We start from the raw sequence: 20,660 nt of genomic DNA, 5'->3' as shown, positions 1-20,660 counted from the left end.
TGCAAATCTGTTCTCTCTTCGGGGCATACTCAGGGTTGATACGCTTTTGTTGAGGGGGGATTCCTCCGCTGTTACATCTGTTGGAGTTATAGAACATGGGCAACCGTCGGCTCAAAAAAATAGGTCGCAAAGTTGCGATTTCTTTCTTGATGGGGAGTCTTGCTACATTCCTAGCACCATCAGTCAGAGCTGAGAAACCTGAACATTTGCAAAGGATTAAACAAACTCGAACCTGCTTTAACTGTGATCTCAAGAAGGCAGACTTAGCTAACATCTCTTTAAAGGGCGCTTTTCTGAGAGAGACCAATCTGCAAGAGGCTAATCTTGAAGGAGCTGATTTGCGGTTTGCTGTTCTGAGAAAGGTGAACTTCAAAAAAGCTAATCTTAAAAATGCCGATTTCACTGGGGCAATTTTGCATGATGTTAATTTGGATGATGCAGATCTAAAAGGGGCCACCTTACCCCCTAGATATCGGAGAAAATCCAATTCAAATTCTAAGATTCGTGCCCAAGAATTAATTATAGATGTCTTAAAACTGCAGCGCCGTTGATATTGCAAGCAAGACTTAAGCGAATACGCAACTGCCGCCATTGTTCCTTGCTTGCTGTAGGTTGCGATCACCCGCTTCTATGAATGCCTCAATGCCTATATCTGATGTGGGCTGGATGGAGGCGAGGCCGATACTTAAAGAAAAGGTCTCCTCTCCTTCCTTGACTTGCTTGGTTAACTCTTGAGCAATTGCCTCAGCTTGGGCAGAAGTCTGTTGGGGTAAAACGATGGCAAAGGTGAAGGTGCCATATCGACACACTAGATCATTCGGACCATGTACAGTTTGCTTGATAGTTTGAGCAATGCGATACAAATATTGGTCTCCTTTTTGGGAATTTCCACCTGAACCATAGAAATTGAAATGATCCAGTTGGCAGAGCATTAACGTCAAAGAGTGTTGGTCTTGAATGGCTTCTTGCCAGGATGTTAAAAGGTAGGCGTCAAAGCGGCGGCGGTTGGCGACCTGGGTGACATCATCCAGGGCAGCTAGACGCTGCAGTTCTAAATTTGCTTGGTGGAGTTGTGCGTTTTGAGTCTTAAGCGTTTGCTGGAGTTGTTGAATTTTTAGTTGATTTTGTACTCGGGCTAAGACCTCTACGACCTTGAAGGGTTTGGTGATGTAATCTACTCCTCCCACAGAAAAGGCTTTGACCTTGTCCCAAGATTCATCCAGAGCGCTAACGAAGACTACGGGAATGTCTTGGGTGGATGGATCAGCTTTAAGCTTTTGACAAACAGTGTAACCATCCATTTCTGGCATTTGAATATCTAAGAGAATCAACTGAGGTCGATCGAGAGACACGGCCTGGAGAGCAACATTGCCGTTGAGAGCTTGGAGAACTTCATAGCCCTGTTCTTCTAATACGTCTGTGAGCAACCGTAGATTTTGGGGTTGGTCATCCACCAGTAAGATTTTGACTTTTCCAGTGGGGACAGTGGGTTCAGGGGGTGGAGGTGCCTCGATAGAGGCGTTAGAGGATGGATTATGCGCACTGCTGGTTTGAGTCGTGTTGCGCATCTCCTGAGTGAGGATGATTCGCACATTAGATTTTGAAACTTTTTTATCTAGGGCTTGGGACAGCAAATGCCAGAGTTTAGGAGCAACATCCTGTTTGACATATTTAGGGGAATAGCCACATTCATCTGCGAGCTGATCGTAGGTTTTGCGTTCTCCTTGCAAGGCCGTACTGAGGATACGCCGTTGAAGTTCACTGCAGTAGGTGTCCGTTTTTTGCAGGATTAAGTTTTCTGCAAATTCTAGGATGGGTTCACTGGAATGATTGATGTCGCTCATAGAAACGGACCTTAAGGTTTGTCTTGCGTTAATTTGGTCGTAACTTCGGTAATGTGAGCATATTCGTAGTTCTCTGCCAGCTCAATTAAATAGTGGGAGACTGATTCGTACTCCGCTGGCATTTCGGATAAAAGCTGGATCACTTGTTTGCCTTTGAGTCGGAGGGTGGCATGGTGGAGCTCATCTAACCAGTTGGCAGACATGGAGCCTAAGGCTTGAGCAATCATCTCGGGGCTAATGATTGCGGAGGGGAGTGCTTCTGATTCAACCCTATCATTCGGTCGTTTGGGGGGAGTTAGTTCGTCTGCAATATTTTGTAAACTGGCGTCACTGTCGGACTCTGCGATGGTGACTTGGGCCGTAAAGGTGAAGGTTGTCCCTTGCCCGACTTGGCTGGATACCTTGATATCCCCACCCATTAACTGAGCGAATTGTTGACTAATGGGTAAACCAAGCCCTGTGCCAGCTTTCGATTTCTCTCCACTTTCAGTTTGTTCAAAAGGAACAAACAATTTATGCAGTTCAGAAGCGGCAATCCCTTCGCCTGTGTCTTCAATTTCAAACCGTAATGTCAAACCTGCTGGTGTGGGTATGCTCCCTATGCGGAGAGAGATGTGTCCGGTCGGGGTGAATTTAAGAGCATTGCTCAACAAGTTGATGAGGACTTGTCGGAGTTTCTGGGCATCCCCGATGAGAGAAGGAGGTAATTCGGGGGCAGACTCAACCCGAAAGACTAATCCTTTTTGTTCGATTCGAAGTCGAAAGATGCCTTCTACGGTCTCCAGTAAGGTACTGAGTTTGAAGGGGCTTTCCCGTAGTTCTTGTTTGCCTGACTCTAGTTTGGCTAGGGATAAAATGTCGTTGATCAGTCCTAATAGGTGCTCGCCACTTTGGTTAATTAAGCGATTGCGTTTGTGATTGGCTTCAGAGAGAGTGGTGTCTTGGGCCATCATTTGGCTAAACCCCAGAATGGCATTGAGGGGCGTGCGTAATTCGTGGCTCATTTTTGCGAGGAATTTTCCCTTGGCCCGACTGGCCATTTCGGCCGCTTCTTTGGCTTGGCTGAGCTCTAGATTTGATTGTTGAAGTTCGGAGGTTCGTTGGGCTACCTGAATTTCCAGATCGGTTTTGGCCTGTTCCAGGATACGAAGGGTCTGTTGTTGGGCTTTGACCTTGGTTTGGATGAAGCGATCGTACTGATAGAAGGCATCTAGACTGAGGCTGATTAGCAGAAAGCTGGCTAGGGTTGGGACTACGGGGAGCCACCATCCCCAAAGTAGTGCTAGATAGCTGATGCCGGATACCAGTAATGCGGAGAGTGCGATCGCAAGTATCGTATACCGAGGTGAGTGAATATAGGCGGCAACAATGATGCCAACTAGACCGCCGCCCAAAATACAGAGGTACTCTATCCAATCTGGCCAAGTACTGATCAGCGGTCGTTGATCTAAAGTTGCACTCAGAATTTGACTAATGGCATGAGCATGTATCTCAATGCCATAGACCCAGTTTGCTTTCGGAGAGATGATGGAGGGAATGGCAGCGGGAGAATAGTCCTGGAAGCTAGGGGTGGTGATGCCAATCAGGACGATACGATTTCTGACTGAATCCGGTGAAACATTGCCTGATAGTAATTTATGAAATGAGACAGTCTCAAATGCTTTGGGATGGTTGCGAAAATTGAGCAGCATTTGGACATCTGCATTCCCAGTATTGGTGCGAATATAGCCCCCAAAATTAGGTCGAATTCGAGGAATCTCCGCAGACTTAAATCTCATGGCTACGGGATCATTGATGCCATTATCTAGATGGATATTTTGGGCAATTAGAAATTTCTCGGCTAGGAGTAATGCTAGGGAGTATCGGAAGACTTGTTTTTTCGTTTGAGTTCCCAGCATGACCCGACGTTGGCTACCGTCCAGATCGACAGGGGCATCAGCAAATCCAACTCGGTCTAGGGGTAAGCCGGGGGGAGGATTCACTCGTTCCGATTGGTTCTCATCCAGTTCTTTTTTATTCTCATCCAGGATCTTATCGATACCAAATAGATTTTCCATCTCCTGAAAGGCGGTGGCCAAGTCTGCTGAACCCGGATCTACGGGGATATCTCGGAATAAATCCAGACCAATTGCTCTAGGTTCATGCTCTTGAAGAATGTTGAGGGATTGGGCGAGATACTGATCGGGAATGGGATAGCGGCCAATCGAGCGAATGCTGTCCTCATCAATCGTGACCAGTAGAATGCGCTTGTCTTGGGGTTCTGTTGGTTGATATTTCAGAAAGAAATCTAAAACTTGCAGTTCCCAGGATTGGAAGGCTCCTGCCCATCGTCCACCGAGGATTAGGCCCAGTATTAGTAAGCTGGGGAGCGCCACAAGTTTCAGTGGGGTTAGTTGCTGGCGGAGTTTATGCCAAATCTCAGATTTCAATCCCTATCCCTTTAACCCGTGAATCATTTGATGTGAACCCTTGCCCCCTGCAATCTAAAAAATTTCGGTTGCCTTTTACTTTTAAGATCAACCTGAACTTTTACTGAAGTTTCCTGATGATAACGGGATTTTTTCTGCTAACAAGCTCAATTAAGGTAATTTCAATAACCGAATTACGGGGAGATCTGATATGCCTTCTGACTTTAGGTATGGAGAACCGATACACATTACACTGCCATCATTGTCGTCAATGATGGCAGTGATAAAGGAGCAATTTCAGGAATGGGTCCGTCGAGAAATTATTGATTTTGACCCCTATGACGACGAAGGAGAATGAATCAATTTTCTAGAAGAATTGAGAATAGATAAATAAAGGAGGTATTACTATGTTTTTAGAGAAAACCCACCACTATTTCCGTTCCGCTCCCCAACGAATACGAGTGTCATTAGGACCTTGGCAGGAGGCTGCTTTGGAATGGATCGATCAGAACTTAAAGATCATTGCTGATCGAGATGATTGTTCTACTCAGGGGCGAACAGAACAGATTGCGATCGCATTTTGTACCGTCAGTGCTAAGTGAGGTATGCACCTATGGTTAAGGCTCATCTCAATCCAGCTCATCTGCTGAAAAGGCACCTGCTCAAGGGAAGAAGACAGAAAGGCTTCAGCTATTGTTTTGGGCTAGGTCTGTTACTCATGTCCCTGTCGATATTGCCTTTCCCCGCTTGGGCAAGACGATATCAACCGCCCAAGGGTGATCCGCCGAAAGGTAAGTTTGGGTCCAATGGTTCTCGGGGTTGTAGTTCTGTTCCATCCCAATTGCCAGAGTTGAATCGTTCAATAGTGTTAGAGCAATCTCATGCCCAGACGGCAGCGGCTCAGCCCAGCAGCATCCCCGTTACCCTGCTTGCTCCTAGCACTCATGTGGGGAAAACCAGTGTAGTGACGCCTACGCTGGCTTGGTTTGTAACGGCAACGGATCCCTATCGTGTCAGAATTTCCTTGTTTATTCTGGATGCGGATCAAAGTTCTGAATTGATCCATGAGTTGGAATATATCGAAACGTCTTCTGGACTGGTTCACTATACAGTGCCAATGGATCAGACTACCCTTGAGGATGGTCAACGGTTTTTTGTGGAGTTGAGTATTGCCTGTAAACCAGATGACGATCGATTTAGTCCCCCCTTTGTGGCTGAAGTAGATGTTGACTTGCCGGATACTGCTTTACAACAGGCATTATCGAAAGCTGATACGCCTGGCCAGAAAGCAGCGTTGTTTGCAAAATCCGGTTATTGGTTTGATGCAGTTAGAGAACTGTTGTTGGAAGCCAATGAGTCCCAGTCATACCAAAAACTTCGGGCCTTTCTGAAGGAACAAGCTCAGTCTAGTGAAGGGGAAAAGCATAGCCAGGCATTAGTCAATATTGCTGATCAGCTAGAGGATGCAAATCTAAAGTCTGTTGTGCGGCCTTTGGATATAAACCCATCCCCCGCCACCCCTTGAATTGAAAGTTGTGTGTTCCCGTCTTTCAGTACACTTTCATCAGCCATAAGATTATGAATAGGATTGGGTGCGATCTCATCCTGATACGAAAATGGGCGAGGCCAGCCGTTGCTCCCTTGATAGGAGTGATTTTGAGCCCACTAGTATTCTCGAAAATGGTGCTGGCTCAACTAATTGTCCCCGACAATACCTTGGGACCAGAACAGTCTGTAGTTGCCCCGGGCGCGACGGCTGACGAATTTTTTATCGATGGTGGGGCTCAGCGAAATACTGCCCTGTTCCATAGCTTTGAACGATTTGGCATCAATCCCAATCAAACGGTTTTTTTCAGTAACCCGGCTATTGTCGAGAATATCTTTGCGCGAGTGACTGGGGGAACGGCTTCCAATATTAACGGTTTGTTAGGGGTGGATGGTCCTGCCAACCTATTTTTCGTCAATCCCAGTGGGATTTTGTTTGGCCCCAATGCTCAGTTGGATGTGGCAGGTGCATTTGTAGCCACCACGGCGGATCGATTTTTGCTGCCCAATGGTAATTCCTTTAATGCGGTGAATCCAAATGCGCCCCCGCTGCTGACGGTTTCGGTACCCTTGGGGGTGCAGTTTGGCGCTACCCCCCAACCCATCTTGGTCAATGGTTCCACACTAGAAACGGCTGTAGGAGAACCCTTCGCCTTGTTGGGAGGACAGGCCAATCTCAATGGTGCTGAAATTTTGGCTCCTGGAGGCCGGGTGGGCCTCAGTGGTCTGTCCCAACCTGGCACTCTTCTCTTTGATTTAGAAGCAGCAACACCTGATACTTTCCTGACCGTTCCAGTGGGGGGACGGTCTAATCTGACCCTCACTAATTCAACCATCGATACGGTGGAGGAGGGTGGGGGAGATATTGTCTTTGAGGCTGGGAATATCTCTCTCAATCAAACGAATCTATTCGTGGGGCTGAATGCGGATGTTACTGATGTTAATGCCCAAGGTGGATCTGTTCTTCTGAATGGAACTGGGGATATTCAACTCATTGACAGTACTGTTCGAAGCTTGGTAGAAGATCTGGGGCAAGGTGAAACTATCAGGATTAGCGGCCAGAATCTGACTTTGCAGGACAATTCTCAGATTTTGACGAGTACGTTAGGAGATAGCTCTAGTGGCGATATCCGTATTGATCTAACCAACCATCTTCGCCTAGAGAGAGGGGCAGAAATTGTAAGCCAATCCTCAGCGGATGGGTTTATGAGTGATGCAGGATCTATCTTAATCAACGCACCTGATATTCGTCTTAGTTTCAGCTCTGGCATTAGCTCTGAGAGTGCTGGATCGGGGGGAGATATTCGTATTACGACGAATTCTCTTTGGGTTCGAGAGGAAAGTGGTATTAGCACGAGAAAACTGGGACCGAATACTTCGGAGGGAGATATTCGAATTCAGGCCAATACTATTTTGGTGGATGATCGAGGAGGACCCACTCTAGATCGACCGCCGATTGGGATTACAACCAGTGTGACCTTCTTCCCTGAAGATTTAGGGCTACCCCCTGAAACCCTAGGTGGAACAGGAGGAAACATCGAGATTGATACCCAGAATCTGACCCTAATTGGTGGACTGATTGCTCCCGTTGTCTTTGGGAATGCCCAAGGGGGAGATCTGACGATTCGAGCTGGAGATACAGTCCAGTTAATGGGGGATCCTGCCGCAGCTCGAACGGACTTTACTGGGGTGGCCGAGTTGTCCACTGCCATTCGGGATTCGACAACGGAGGGATTTAGTGGCGATATTCGCATCAATGCTCGCCATTTGATTTTGAGAGATGGCTCCATTATTGATGCTGGGGCTGAGGGGTTCGGCAATAGTGGCGATATCTTTATCAACACAACGGAGTCCGTGACCCTGCAAGGTACCTTGAATGGACAGCCCAGTCGGATTCTGACCCAATTGCAAAACCCTGGTCTGTTTGAAGGCGGCAATATCGATCTGGTAACTGGACGGTTAACCATACAAGATGGTGGACAAATTTCGACCTCGACTACGACTAACTCGATTGGGAATGGGGGAGATATCTCAGTCGTTGCCAATCAAAGCGTTCTAATCACTGGATCATCACCTCGGGTGACATTGCCTGCTGCCGATGCAGATTCCCCTTTTGTTCTGGATTCAACGAATACCCTATTCCCGAGCGGTATTTTTGCCACTGCACCCGGTGATGGGAATGCCGGTGGGATCGACGTTTTTTCTCCCAATATTACCTTGAGGAATGGTGCTCAATTGTCGGTGACCAGTACGAATGATGGCTCGGCAGGGAATATATTTGTGCGATCCAACAGGTTTGTCTTGGATGATGCGGACTTGTTAGCCGAGGCTGTGGAAGGGAATCAGGCGGACATTGGGTTGATCGTAAGGGATTCGTTGCGACTTCTGAATGGGAGTCGAATTTCAACGGTGGCTGGAGGGAATGCTGATGGCGGCAATATTGAATTAACAACGGGACATCTGACGATACGATATGGGAGCCAGATTTTGGCATCGACTACTGCTGATTCAGTGGGAAATGGTGGTGTTGTTCAAGTGAATGCCAATCAAGGTATTTTGATTACTGGTTCATCGCCAGTTTCCAGTGGGATTTTTGCTAGCGCTCTGGGAGAGGGAGATGCAGGCGATGTGGAGATTGTTACCCCCGCTTTAATGGTCAGTAATGGTGCTCAAATTTCTGTGAGCAGTGCGATGGGGGCTGCGGGACGTTTATTTATTGAGGCCAATACCGTTGTCTTGGATAATGCTGGACTCCTGGCTGAGGCAGTGGAAGGGAATCTTGCCAATATCGAGCTGTCGGTCCGAGATTCATTGCAGCTTCTGAACGGAAGTCGGATCTCAACCGTTGCTAGTGGTGATGCGGATGGAGGCAATATCTTTATTGGCGGGACTGATACACAGTTACTGCGATTTTTAACACTCCAAGGTGGTTCAATTATTTCTGCAGAAAATTCCGGTGGATTTGGTAATGGCGGAAGTATTGATATTGCTGCTCAGTTTATTATTGCTTTCCCCAGTGAACTGAATCGCATTATTGCCAATGCCTTTGAGGGGGATGGGGGCGATATTGATATCTTTACGAATGCAATTTTTGGTCCACAGTTTCTCGAAATTTCTGCATCATCGCAATTGGGGTTGAATGGCGAGATTAACATTGAAACCATTGCCACGGATCCGGCGAGTGCCCTCAGTCAACTCCCCGAAAATGTGTTGGATACCAGTACGCAAATTGCAGATGCTTGCGCCGTTCCGCGTACCGGGCAATCGCAATTTGTGGTGACGGGCCGAGGCGGGTTACCTCTGATGCCCTCCAGCCGACCTGCCGGGAGTTATCTGTTAGCGGATTTAGGTACTCAAGCACTTTCAGAGGTTACACCTGCTTTGCAAGAAGCGAAGCAGCTAGTGGTTACCGCTAGGGGAGATTATTACCTGCAGGGAGAATCGTCTCGTACCCCCGCAAAGCTGCTAGAAGAGGGTCGTCAAGCCTATCAACAGGCTAACTATGCCGACGCAGTTGTCCACTGGACGAAAGCTGCAAATCAATTATCCAAACACCCCGACGCATATACTTCAGTTCAGAGTCATTTAGCCTTGGCCTACCATTACTTGGGAGATTGGGAGCAGGCGAGAAGCGCGATAGAGTCTAGCCAAAGGGCATTGACCCCTGACCTCATAGCTGAGCAACCTGCTCTTCAGGCTCAGGTGCTAAGTGCAAGGGCGAGTTTATTCCTTGCTCGGGGTGATACTCGTAGCGCTCTGGAGGATTGGCAGGCAGCGGCGAATGCCTATCAACGGGCGGGGGATGATTCGGGTAACCTGCAGGTGCAGTTGAATCAGATTCAGGTTCTCCAGGATCTGGGCTATTTGCGCCAAGCGCAACAGCAGCTCGTGCAACTGATGCAGATTCTAGAGCAACAGCCGCCGTCACCCGTAAAGGCGATGACGCAGTTGAATCTAGGGAAAGTGTCGCGGGCTGAAGGAAACATGTTGCGATCACAACGCCAAATCGAAGCTGCACTCAATACCGCTCAACCCCTTAATCAGCCAGCCCTAACCAGTACCATTCTTCTGAATTTAGGCCATACCTTTCGGGGGCAGGGGAATATTCAGAAAGCCTTGGATTACTATCAGCAGGCCCTTGGGATTGCGCCGACCCCCCTGATTCAATTTCAGGTACAAGTGAGTCGGTTTGATCTGTTAGTTGCTCAAAACGACCCTGCAGCATCACAGCTTTTACGAGAGCTACAGGAGCAAACAGGATCGCTTCCCAGCAGCCGGGAGGGGATTTATGCACAACTCCACTTGATCGAAACGGTTCTGACTACGACTAAGAAGGATAAGTCCTCGACTCTATTGGACTTACTGAATCGAGTACAAAGGCAAGCCCAAGGGTTAGATGATCTAAATGCTCAGTCTTACATTCTGGGGTATCAGGGGCGGATTTATGGTGAAGCTCAACAATGGTCCCAGGCGGTGTCTTTGACGGAGCAAGCCTTACAACATGTCCATCGGCAGCAATCTCCAGAAGTGCTATATCAGCTGGCTTGGCAGCTAGGCCGCTATCGTCGCCAGCTCGGCAATCGCCAAGGGGCAATTTCCGCCTATCTTGATGCTGTGGCAGCCCTGGACGCTTTACGAGGAGATCTTAAAACAGCCAGTGATGATGTTCGCTTTACCTTCAGAGATGGGGTAGAACCTGTTTATCGTGAGTTGGTGGGGCTGCTGTTAGAGGGGGATATGACCCAGGCAGATTCTTCGAGTAATCTAAAGCGTGCCCGCAAGCTTATCGAAAATTTGCAGCTCAATGAAATTCGAGACTACTTTCAGGATGCTTGTGTGCAAGCCGAACCGCGAGAAGTGGATCAAGTCGATCCCAAAGCAGCGGTCATTTATCCCATCGTTTTAGAGGATCGGGTCGATGTAATTATCAGTATCGGTGATCACCCCCTGCGCCACTACAGTACGCCGATTGAGCCTGGACAAGTGGATGATACGGTGAAACAACTGTTGCGTTCCCTAACCACGCCCTTGGGGTCCGTTCAGAAGAAAAACCTAACCAAACTTAAGCAAATTTATGACTGGGTGGTAGAGCCAGCTGCTGCAGATCTAGCCCAACAGGATGTGGAAACGTTGGTGTTTGTCGCCGATGGCGCCTTGCGTACCTTACCCTTGACCATGCTCTACGATGGCGAGCAATATTTAATTGAAAAATATAATGTCGCACTTTCCCCCGGTTTAGATTTATTAGCGCCTCGTCCCCAGGCGAGAGAAAAGGTAAAGCTGCTTGTGGGGGGCGTAAGTGAGGCTCGGTCTGGTTTCCCGGCTTTGCCCTATGTGGCCAAAGAAGTAGAGCAGATTACGTCACAGATTCAAGAACATGCTGTTCTGTTTAACCAAGATTTAACCCAACAGAATTTGAAGGATTATCTGACAGAAGTATCTTCTGAAGTAGTGCATTTGGCCACCCATGCTGAGTTTGGTGCTAGTCCGGAAGATACGTTTATTCTCACTTGGGAAGGGAGACTCTCGATCCAGGCGATGGCCTCAATACTCCGAAATCGTATTCGCACGTCTGAGGTTCCCATCGATTTGCTAGTGTTGAGTGCTTGTGAAACAGCTACGGGAAATAGTCGAGCCGTGCTTGGCATTGCTGGGATGGCGATTCGCTCCGGTGTGCGCAGTACCTTGGCTGGCTTATGGGCGTTAGACGATCAGGCGGCTGCGGCGTTTATGGGCCATTTTTATAAAGCGTTGGCTCAACCCAATACCACGAAGGCCGCAGCGTTTCGTCAGGCCCAGCTGGCTTTAATGAAAGATCCACAATTTAAAGCCCCCTATTTTTGGAGTCCATTTGTGCTGGTAGGCAACTGGCTATGATTGGGTCTGCCGATGGGCAATACTATCCGTCCATTAATTTCCAGGTGATTTCTTCTCCTGCCCTGAGGGGGACAAGGCCAGTTCCTGGGAAGGGGACTTCATCGGGGATTTGCCAAGTCTGTTTCCCTAAGGTGATTGTTTCGGTATTGCGGGGAAGTCGGTAAAAGTCTGGGCCATAGAAGCTGGCAAAAGCTTCCAGTTTGTTGAGGGCATCAGCACTTTCAAACGCTTCTGCATATAATTCCATGGCATGGAGGGCCGAATAGCAACCGGCACAGCCACAGGATTGCTCTTTCGAATTGCGAGCATGGGGAGCGCTATCGGTACCGAGAAAAAACTTGGGGTTGCCGGATGTCGCTGCTTGCAACAGTGCCTGCCGATGTTTCTCTCGTTTCAGAATAGGCAGGCAATAATAATGGGGACGAATTCCACCTTTAAATATGGCATTACGACTGAATAGAAGGTGTTGAGGCGTGATCGTTGCGCCAATATTTTCGTTGGTATTGAGGACAAACGTCACTGCTTCGGAGGTGGTGATATGCTCAAGCACCACTCGCAGTTGAGGAAATCGCGATACGAGGGGAATCAGGTGGGTTTCGATAAACACTTTTTCGCGATCAAACACATCAATATCGGTGTCGGTTACTTCTCCATGGAGTAACAGGGGGATATCGACCTGCTCCATGGCTGCGAAGATGCGATCGCATTTCCGAATATCCGTTACTCCCAAGTCAGAATTGGTGGTGGCCCCTGCCGGATAGTACTTCACCGCTTTGACAAACTTAGATTCTTTGGCAGCACTGATTTCTTCAGGGCTAGTATTGTCGGTCAGATAGAGGGTCATCAAGGGTTCAAAGGTTTGACCCACTGGAAGGGCTGCCAAAATTCGGTCCCGATAGGCTGCAGCATCAGCGACTGTGCGGACTGGAGGCTTCAGATTGGGCATGACAATAGCGCGAGCGAACTGGCGTGCCGAGTGGGGGAGAACTGCCTTTAAGGCATCTCCATCCCGTAAATGGAGGTGCCAATCGTCGGGCCGAGTGAGGGTGAGTTTTTGCATCTCTCAATCATAAAATCTAGTCGCTAGCTTACTCCACATCCTTTTGCTTTAGTCACGGGAGCAGACAAGCAGAAAACACCTGAACTTACCTGAATAAATCGGGATTTTATCTACCGTTTGATTTGGCGATAGTAGGGACATCAACGAAGCAACGACCACACAGGACGGCTTCTAAACCTTTTAACCCAATCAATACAGGAATCCATCATGACCACTACCCCCGCAACAACTGAATTCGATCTAGAGCAAATTCAAGAAGCACCTGAAGCAGACCTCGTGATACCCGTTGATAACGCAACTATTCCTGAACCGACTGAAGCGACAGATGGCCACCCAGAACAAGATGCTATTGCTTCAGGTTCAATTGAAGAACAAGCCCCTGCTCCTGACCAAAGGGAAGAGGCTCAAGCTCAAATCTCACCCGAGGTAATGCGGCAGAGATTACAACTTTTAGGTGGTATTACTTGGTTAATGTTGCAATCTCCCCAACATTGGCATTGCACTATCAAAGAATTAGAAGCGAGAATTTTACCCAGTCTCACCCTCAACCAGTTTCGCTTTTACGAAGTCGGTGGTCAGCCTATCGGATTTGTAAGTTGGGCTTACTTGTCCGATGAGGTTGAAGAGAAGTATCAAACTGGAGAATACAAACTGCTTCCCCAAGAGTGGCGGAGTGGTGAACGGCTTTGGTGTACCAATTTTATTTCACCTTTCGAACATGACCCAAGTATATTTGAGGACTTGCGCCAGACAATTTTTCCCCAGGGCACAACGGCAAAAATGATCCGCACCCAAGAAGATGGCTCTCGTTCCATCGTTGAATATCAACTGGGAGCAGATAAATAAGAGATATCACCCAAGCTGAAGTTGTAATAGATGCGCTTCAGACCACCCAAATTTTGAAAATTGAATGATCACCTCACTCCTGTGGAATGGTTTGACTTGCACTCAAAGCCTATTCTGCAGGACTTTCTTTTGGGTTTGAGAGATTAAGAAACACCTGAACTTACCTGAATAAATCGGGATTTTATCTTCCCAAGGATTTGGCGATAGTAGACCCATAGACTGATAGACAACTTTTCAAGTCCAGTCTCTCGTCTAGCCTTGCTTTTCCACCCCATCACCAGAGGTAATGATCATGATGACTCAAGATATGCCAACAACAGTAGATACCCCTTCAGATCAGATTGATGCTCCTGAAACACCCCTATCAGCGACAGCCAGTGCAGATGATCTGCCTCAAGTTACTCCAGAAGACGTGCAACAACGGCTGCAATTGCTGGGATCAATCACTTGGTTGATGATGCAGTCTCCTCTCCATCGGTCTTACACCCTTGCAGAACTAGAAGCCCGCATCTTACCGAGCTTGATGCATGATCAATTTCGCTATTACCAAGTGGGCGGACAGCCTGTAGGATTTCTCAATTGGGCCTGGCTTTCGGAAGAGGTGGAAGCGACTTATCAAACCGGAGAATATCAACTGTTATTTCCTGAATGGAAAAGTGGTGAACGCCTTTGGTACCCCGAATTTATCGCCCCCTTTGGTCATGCCCGCCACATCGTCAAGGATATTCGTAAAAACATCTTCACCAAGGGCACCCCCGCTAAAGCGCTTCGGGTGGATGCTGCTGGCAATCTGCGTTCCATCGCCAAGTACACCCTCTAAGTTGATTTGGCACCAATCATTCTATCTCTCAGTCAGGGGCCTTTGCCATGCAGGGGCCTTTTTTTGATGGTCATTCGTCTTTTCACCTGAATTGAGGTCCTGAACATTTACCTGAATTTAGCTGAATAAATCGGGATTTTTTCTACTGGGCGATTTGGCGATAGTGCATTTAGTCAATCGATTAGTAAAAAACACAAGGAGAAAACCCATGGGACGCGTTGTTAAAGCAGTAGTAAAAGAAGTTAAGAAAATTGCACCTTCCCCCACCAAGCACGGGGGTTGGGGCAATGACACCCTTATCGGATATATGCCCGTCAATTATCTCTATGGTCATGGCGGCAACGACACATTAAAAGCCTACGGTTGGAAAAATACAGTTGACGGTGGCAGCGGCAATGACCATGTGGAAGCATGGGGCGGTCGCAATACCCTTCGAGGCGGCTCCGGAGATGATCGCATTTACGGCTATGGTGGCTCGAATCACGCGAGTGGTGGATCAGGCAATGACAAAATCTATGTTTATGGCCTTAAAAATACAGTTTACGGGGGTTCGGGTAATGACAGAGTTGAAACTACATCCTGGGGCAACAAAGTTTACGGTGAGTGGGGTGATGACCATGTGATTGCCAAGGGCGGCTGGAATCATATTGGTGGTGGTTCTGGACGAGACTGGCTGCAAGTCTATGGCATCAAAAACCATATCGACGGTGGCTCCGGCAGCGATTGGATTGAAGCCTATGGTGCTGAAAATAGGATTTATGGAGGCTCGGGTGATGACAGCATTAAAACAGGTGCAATTAAAAACACAATCTACGGTGGCTGGGGCAATGACAAGGTTGAAACTACAGCCTGGGGCAACAAAGTTTATGGTGAACAGGGTGATGATCATGTGATTGCCAAAGGAGGCTGGAACCATATTGATGGCGGTTCTGGACGGGATTGGCTGCAAGTCTATGGCATCAAAAACCATATCAACGGTGGCTCTGGAAGTGACTGGATTGAAGCCTACGGTGCTGAAAATACAATCTACGGCGGTTCTGGTGATGACAGCATCAAGACATTTGCTGTAAAAAACACCGTCTACGGTGGCTGGGGCAATGACAAGATTGAGACTACAGCCTGGGGTAATAAAGTCTACGCTGAATGGGGCGACGATCATGTGATTGCCAAAGGAGGCTGGAACCATATTGATGGCGGTTCTGGACGCGATTGGCTACAAGTCTATGGCATCAAAAACACCATTCAAGGTGGCTCTGGCAGCGATTGGATTGAAGCTTACGGTGCTCAGAATACAATTTACGGTGGTTCTGGTGATGACAGCATTAAGACATTTGCTGCATCAAACACAGTCTATGCAGGGGATGGACATGACACGATTACAACTGCTGCTGTTTCCAACACCATCCATGCAGGTTCTGGGAATGACAAAGTCATAGCCCTCGGTGGAAAGAACACCGTTCATGGCAATGGAGGCAACAACACTCTAATTGCGGCGGGTGGATACAACCGCCTGACTGCAGGCTGGGGTAATGACACCCTGATTGCGGTCGGTGGTTACAACAATATGGATGCAGGCCACGGCAACAACACCTCAGTGGGTGTCGGTGGTTTTAACACCATGAACGCTGGCCACGGAAATGACTTTATGTTTGGGTTTGGTGGAGCCAACAAAATAAATGCAGGCCACGGTCGCAACACCGTTATCGGCTTAGGTGGCGCTAACATTATCAACTCAGGTTATGGCAACGACACCATCATCGGTGTTGGGGGTGCCAATGTGGTCAATGCGGGGGATGGCAATAACACCGTTATCGGATTTGGCGGACTCAACAAACTCCATAGCGGCAATGGTAACGACATCATGGTCGGTGTTGCCGCTGGTAACTGGCTCACCTCCGCTGGTGGTAACGACCTGATCATTGGCCTAGGGGCAGCCAACTACTTAAACGGCGGCGCTGGAAATGACATTCTGATCAGTGCAGCCGCAGCCAACGTTCAAGTCGGTGGCGAAGGCCAAGATGTGATGGTGGCCCTTGGTGCAGCCAATGCCATGGCGGGCGATACCGTTGGCAAAGATACCCTAAAGAACATGGCTAAAGATTTAGACTTGGGTTCTCTGAAGCTTTCTGATGCCAGCCTCCCGAAATTAGACTTCTCCGACTTCAGCCTTCCCAACTTCAAAGAGTTTGAGGTTGACTTTAGCGACTTGGGTGACGTTATTCCTGCCTTCCAGGCACCTAGCTTCTTTCTGGGGCAACTCCCCAATCCTGGCAGCCTGAAGTTCAGCTTAAACGGTCCAGAAATCAAGTTACCTGAACTACCGGATGTTCGCGACTTGTCCCTCGATACGCCTGATATTGGTTTGAACTTCCCTGGATTTGACTTTAAGGTCACGGGCTTTAAGAATGTGCAACTGCCTTCGATTCAGATGCCCTCTATCAACCTGCCTGGCTCCTTAATTCCTAGCTTGAAACTGCCTACCTCCAGCATTGGTTTGCCTTCCCTAACGATTCCTAGCTTGAGTCTCCCTACCATCGATATTCCTAAGGTCAACCTACCTTCTATCCCCGTTCCTCAGGTCACACTCCCGACCCTCAATATTCCAGCTTTAGGCTTACCTTCCTTACCTGACTTGCCTTCTATCCCTTCGGTTAACCTTCCAGATCCCTTACAAACGCTCAAAGACAAAGCCAACAACGTTGCTCAGTCCATCAAGCTTCCCAATCTGACCCTGCCTAACTTCAATCTCTATAGCCACGGTGCCAACAGCGACATTATGGTTGCAGCCGGTAAAGCCAACTTCCTCCTCGGTGGTCAAGGCAGCGATATTCAAGTCTCTCTCGGAAAAGCCAATGTCCTCTGGGGTGGCGACGGTGCTGATGTCCAAGCGGCTCTGGGTGCCGTAAACATCTTATCGGGTGGCAATGGTGACGACATCCAAGTGGCTGGCGGTAAGGTCAATGTCGTGGATGGTGGACTGGGTAACGATATCCAAGCTTCCATCGGTAAGTTCAACCTTCTCAAAGGCGGACAAGGGAATGACCTGATGCTGGCGGGTGGCTCCCTCAACAAAATGCTGGGTCAGGATGGCAACGACATCATGATTGGTGGCGGTAAGCTCAACACCATGATGGGCGGAGCTGGCAATGACATTATGGTTGGCGGCGGTAAATTCAACAAAATGCTTGCCGGAACTGGGGATGACCTGGTGGTTGGCGGCGGTAAGTTCAACACCATGCTGGGGGGCGAAGGCAATGACATCCTCCTGGGTGGTGGAAAGACCAACACCATGAAAGGCGGTGCTGGGGATGACATCATCGTCGGCGGCGGCAAAATGAACCGCCTCTTCGGTGGCGCTGGCAATGACCTGATTCTAGGTGCTGGTAAGACCAACATCTTCAAAGGTGGCAAGGGTGACGATATCATCCTCGGTGCCGGTAAGAAGAATGTCCTCAAGGGTGGTGAAGGCAATGACATCATCCTCGGCGGTGGTCAAACCAATAGCTTCACTGGTGGCAAAGGTAACGACATCCTCATCGGGGGCGGTAAGAAGAACACCCTCAAAGGTGGTGCTGGGGATGACATCCTCATCGGTGGCGGTAAGGAAAATAAGCTTATCGGTGGCAAGGGAAATGACTTTATCCTGGCTATCGGTCAAAAAAACACCTTTGACGGTGGCAAAGGCGATGATATTATCCTTGGCCTCGGTCAGGAAACCAAAATCAAGTCCGGTTCCGGTAACGATATCGTCCTGGTCAAGGGGGCCAAGAATAGCTTTATGAGCCTGGGTGGTTTGAACCGCATCTACGGTGCCGGTAAGAACAACACTATCCAGGGTGGACAAGATAAGGACACAATCCATGCAGGCGGTGAGTCCAATACTTACGATGCTGGTGCTGGAGATGACACCCTGATTTCTATCGGTAACAACATCACCTTGACGGGTGGGGCTGGCAACGACACTTACCAAATCGGTAGCAAAGATGCGTTTGGCGCTTCTCTGGGGGCCAATCCTGGTGGAATGCGCACCACCACTATCGATAACCAAGGCGACGCCAGCACCACTGACAAGCTATTGCTAGGGGCCAATGTTGATTACCGCAATATAGACTTCTCCAGAAGCGGCAATGATGTCCAGCTTAATGTCTTAGACACCAATGAGGTGGTTATCCTCAAGGATTGGTATGCAACGCCTCTATCCCAGCAGGTTGACACCATCCAAATTGGCAACGGAGCTTCTATCCAGAGCTCTCAAGTCAATGACATGGTGGAAGCTTGGGATGCGTATGAGAACGCAGGGGCTACTCTAGCGGCTAAGACTCAGTTAGATTCAACCCTGAAGCAAGCTTGGGCTGTCTAGAACCAACGACTTATGAGGTCATCTAAGAGAGGGGGGAAACCTCCTCTCTTTTTTTATCGTTTATGAACTACTGCAGTTAAGGAAAATGGTGTGATTCATCCCTAGTAACAACCTATTTCGTTGAAGAAGAACTGAACCAAGATTTTTTAGTATTGATTTGTCTGTTGTTTATTTGAATTTAGTGATTTTAATTATTAGTCAACTTGTCATTAGTTACCGATACTTATGGTGAGGTTGCCGCTAAAGGATTGTGAGATTAGAAAAAAACTGACCCTTGGTGATTCACCCTTTAACATGCTGGTATTAACCCTCTAGCTTTTGGGTCGTTGAGTTGAACTTAGCTCTCTCTGCGTTTTAATTGCTCTCAAACGTATACCCAGGTACAGCCAGATTGGCCAAGATTGATGATAATAGAGAAGATGAATAATACCCTTTACAAACTTCCATGAAATCTATCGCTGAACGCTATAAAAGTCTCGCCGGAGCTTATGTCAAACTCTCTGACAAATTTCATCAGCTTGACGTGGCTCATATGAACCTCAAGGAAAAACTGTTGCCTGCCGTTAAAGCCATCAACAGCTATCGTTCCTTAATCCAACAGCTTCAGCTGGATAAAGCCGAACTTGAACGTACGGTTCAGACGCTCACAGAGCGACAGCAGCATTTGGAGGACAATCAGCTCACCCTGCAAGCGAAAGAGATTGAGCTGTCGATGGCAGTCAATACCCTGACGAAGGAAAATACTGATTTACAAACGGCCCTCCAGGACTTTCAGACGAAGTACGAAGTTGTGGCTGGTTTTGAATCCCTATTAGAGTCTGAGCCTCAAACCATGCTGGTAGAGGCGGAACAGCAGATGGAGCTAGTTGAAGAAACCCTGCAAGAGATCGCGCTCAACAGTGATCCTGACCTGAGCCAGGAAGAAAAAGAACTGATAGAGGCTTATCAGAAGGAAAGCGAGAGTTTGTTTGCCTCTATGGAACCTTTAAAAGACTGGGGTTCTTCAGAAGTGCCAGAAGCTTTGCCCTGCGTAGCATAGGCGTAAATTTATAAAGCGCTTTACGTTTGTTTTGTAACTCCCCTGTCTGTCATTATGCGGGGGAGTTTTTGAATGTGCGATAGCACATTCAATACCGAGATGCGATCGCAACTTGCGGGCTACTCAACAGACTTGGGGATAGAGCAGACAATCCGAAACCCCTGAATCAGGCCAGCAATAGGACTGCGACCGCGATTCGCACAGCGACAGAGCCTCGGACCGCTGATCCAAGAACCACCACGGACTACATGATATTTGGGATTCTGATCCATCCAGGCACTCCCATCTGTTGGTGCACCTTTATAGTTCTCATGCCAAGTATCCAGACATAATTCCCAAACATTCCCATGCAGGTCGTATAAACCAAACCCATTGGGAGGAAAATATCCGACCTCTGTTGTCTGTTGCCGATTCTCTCCCTCGGAACCGTAAGCGTCAGTATAGTTGGCAAGGGCGGGGGTAATCGTCTCTCCAAAATGAAAGGGGGTCGACGTTCCGCCTCGGCAGGCATACTCCCACTCTGCTTCACTCGGAAGGCGATAGTTCTTGCCACTTTTCTGGGACAGTTTTTGGCAAAAGTCCACCGCTTCATTACAAGTAATATTTTCGACGGGCCGATTTGCTCCTTTGAATTGGGAAGGGTTTGACTCCATGATGGCTTCCCACTGGGCTTGAGTCACAGTAAATCGACTCATCAAAAATGGGGTGATGCTCACATGATGTTGAGGCCGTTCCCTATCCCAACTTCCGTCCTCTTCTTCAGATGCCCCCATGATAAATTCCCCTCCTGGTATCTCAACCATATGAATAAAGGGTTGCTGATCAAGGTGTTCAATATAGAGCTGCAAGGCGGTTTGTTGG

13 protein-coding genes are annotated in these 20,660 nt (G+C 48.3%); 9 read left to right on the top strand and 4 right to left on the bottom strand.

Features of this window, described 5'->3' with window-relative positions:
* The first annotated feature begins 95 nt into the window (after positions 1-95).
* Positions 96-551 carry a pentapeptide repeat-containing protein gene (locus ON05_RS03310; protein ID WP_010470688.1) on the top strand — a complete coding sequence of 152 codons (456 nt, stop codon included), beginning with the start codon at positions 96-98 and terminating at the stop codon, positions 549-551.
* Between the two features lie 15 nt (positions 552-566).
* Here ON05_RS03310 and ON05_RS03305 read toward each other — a convergent pair whose 3' ends face one another.
* Together ON05_RS03305 and ON05_RS03300 are read right to left on the bottom strand one after the other, a co-directional pair.
* The gene (locus ON05_RS03305) at positions 567-1,844 is read right to left on the bottom strand and encodes a response regulator (protein WP_010470689.1); all 1,278 of its coding nucleotides are present in this window, start codon (positions 1,842-1,844) and stop codon (positions 567-569) included.
* 11 nt (positions 1,845-1,855) lie between these two features.
* Positions 1,856-4,273: a CHASE2 domain-containing protein gene (locus ON05_RS03300; RefSeq protein WP_010470691.1), complete on the bottom strand. Its 2,418-nt coding sequence runs from the start codon at positions 4,271-4,273 to the stop codon at positions 1,856-1,858.
* A gap of 190 nt (positions 4,274-4,463) precedes the next feature.
* On the opposite strand from ON05_RS03300, the gene ON05_RS03295 reads away from it, so the two are divergent.
* The 4 genes from ON05_RS03295 to ON05_RS03280 all read left to right on the top strand — a co-directional run bounded on the left by ON05_RS03295 (position 4,464) and on the right by ON05_RS03280 (position 11,674).
* Positions 4,464-4,610: a hypothetical protein gene (locus tag ON05_RS03295; RefSeq protein WP_236618874.1), complete on the top strand. Its 147-nt coding sequence runs from the start codon at positions 4,464-4,466 to the stop codon at positions 4,608-4,610.
* A 49-nt stretch (positions 4,611-4,659) separates the two neighbouring features.
* Positions 4,660-4,854 carry a hypothetical protein gene (locus tag ON05_RS03290; protein ID WP_010470693.1) on the top strand — a complete coding sequence of 65 codons (195 nt, stop codon included), beginning with the start codon at positions 4,660-4,662 and terminating at the stop codon, positions 4,852-4,854.
* A 116-nt stretch (positions 4,855-4,970) separates the two neighbouring features.
* Complete coding sequence (locus ON05_RS03285) at positions 4,971-5,777, top strand: DUF928 domain-containing protein (protein ID WP_236618875.1); 807 nt, start codon at positions 4,971-4,973, stop codon at positions 5,775-5,777.
* A gap of 125 nt (positions 5,778-5,902) precedes the next feature.
* On the top strand, positions 5,903-11,674 hold the full coding sequence (locus tag ON05_RS03280; protein ID WP_236618877.1) for a CHAT domain-containing protein: 5,772 nt from the start codon (positions 5,903-5,905) through the stop codon (positions 11,672-11,674).
* A 22-nt stretch (positions 11,675-11,696) separates the two neighbouring features.
* Here ON05_RS03280 and pyrC read toward each other — a convergent pair whose 3' ends face one another.
* Positions 11,697-12,734 (bottom strand): dihydroorotase, encoded by a 1,038-nt coding sequence (pyrC, locus tag ON05_RS03275; RefSeq protein WP_010470699.1) that lies wholly within the window; start codon positions 12,732-12,734, stop codon positions 11,697-11,699.
* A 207-nt stretch (positions 12,735-12,941) separates the two neighbouring features.
* Here pyrC and ON05_RS03270 point away from each other — a divergent pair, with 207 nt between their 5' ends.
* The 4 genes from ON05_RS03270 (at position 12,942) to ON05_RS03255 (ending at position 19,799) form a co-directional block, all read left to right on the top strand.
* Positions 12,942-13,580: a toxin-activating lysine-acyltransferase gene (locus ON05_RS03270; protein WP_010470701.1), complete on the top strand. Its 639-nt coding sequence runs from the start codon at positions 12,942-12,944 to the stop codon at positions 13,578-13,580.
* A gap of 292 nt (positions 13,581-13,872) precedes the next feature.
* Positions 13,873-14,400: a toxin-activating lysine-acyltransferase gene (locus ON05_RS03265; protein WP_029315052.1), complete on the top strand. Its 528-nt coding sequence runs from the start codon at positions 13,873-13,875 to the stop codon at positions 14,398-14,400.
* A gap of 208 nt (positions 14,401-14,608) precedes the next feature.
* Positions 14,609-18,760, top strand: coding sequence for a calcium-binding protein (locus tag ON05_RS03260; RefSeq protein WP_262561130.1), 4,152 nt, complete (start codon positions 14,609-14,611; stop codon positions 18,758-18,760).
* Positions 18,761-19,205: 445 nt separating this feature from the next.
* A complete protein-coding gene (locus tag ON05_RS03255) occupies positions 19,206-19,799 on the top strand; it encodes a hypothetical protein (RefSeq protein WP_010470708.1) in 594 nt (197 codons plus the stop codon).
* 119 nt (positions 19,800-19,918) lie between these two features.
* Here ON05_RS03255 and ON05_RS03250 read toward each other — a convergent pair whose 3' ends face one another.
* Positions 19,919-20,602 (bottom strand): formylglycine-generating enzyme family protein, encoded by a 684-nt coding sequence (locus ON05_RS03250; protein ID WP_255345078.1) that lies wholly within the window; start codon positions 20,600-20,602, stop codon positions 19,919-19,921.
* Positions 20,603-20,660 lie beyond the last annotated feature (58 nt).

This window comes from Acaryochloris sp. CCMEE 5410 (genome assembly GCF_000238775.2).
Taxonomy (GTDB): Bacteria; Cyanobacteriota; Cyanobacteriia; order Thermosynechococcales; family Thermosynechococcaceae; genus Acaryochloris.
This window is presented reverse-complemented; position numbering and strand designations above follow the sequence as displayed.

Excerpts from the sequence above, each read along its gene's own strand:
- pyrC (WP_010470699.1), bottom strand. The coding sequence starts at position 12,734 with ATGCAAAAACTCACCCTCACTCGGCCCGACGATTGGCACCTCCATTTA.
- ON05_RS03305 (WP_010470689.1), bottom strand. The coding sequence starts at position 1,844 with ATGAGCGACATCAATCATTCCAGTGAACCCATCCTAGAATTTGCAGAA.
- ON05_RS03285 (WP_236618875.1), top strand. The coding sequence starts at position 4,971 with ATGTCCCTGTCGATATTGCCTTTCCCCGCTTGGGCAAGACGATATCAA.
- ON05_RS03260 (WP_262561130.1), top strand. The coding sequence starts at position 14,609 with ATGGGACGCGTTGTTAAAGCAGTAGTAAAAGAAGTTAAGAAAATTGCA.
- ON05_RS03290 (WP_010470693.1), top strand. The coding sequence starts at position 4,660 with ATGTTTTTAGAGAAAACCCACCACTATTTCCGTTCCGCTCCCCAACGA.
- ON05_RS03270 (WP_010470701.1), top strand. The coding sequence starts at position 12,942 with ATGACCACTACCCCCGCAACAACTGAATTCGATCTAGAGCAAATTCAA.
- ON05_RS03310 (WP_010470688.1), top strand. The coding sequence starts at position 96 with ATGGGCAACCGTCGGCTCAAAAAAATAGGTCGCAAAGTTGCGATTTCT.
- ON05_RS03255 (WP_010470708.1), top strand. The coding sequence starts at position 19,206 with ATGAAATCTATCGCTGAACGCTATAAAAGTCTCGCCGGAGCTTATGTC.
- ON05_RS03265 (WP_029315052.1), top strand. The coding sequence starts at position 13,873 with ATGATGACTCAAGATATGCCAACAACAGTAGATACCCCTTCAGATCAG.
- ON05_RS03295 (WP_236618874.1), top strand. The coding sequence starts at position 4,464 with ATGCCTTCTGACTTTAGGTATGGAGAACCGATACACATTACACTGCCA.
- ON05_RS03250 (WP_255345078.1), bottom strand. The coding sequence starts at position 20,602 with ATGGTTGAGATACCAGGAGGGGAATTTATCATGGGGGCATCTGAAGAA.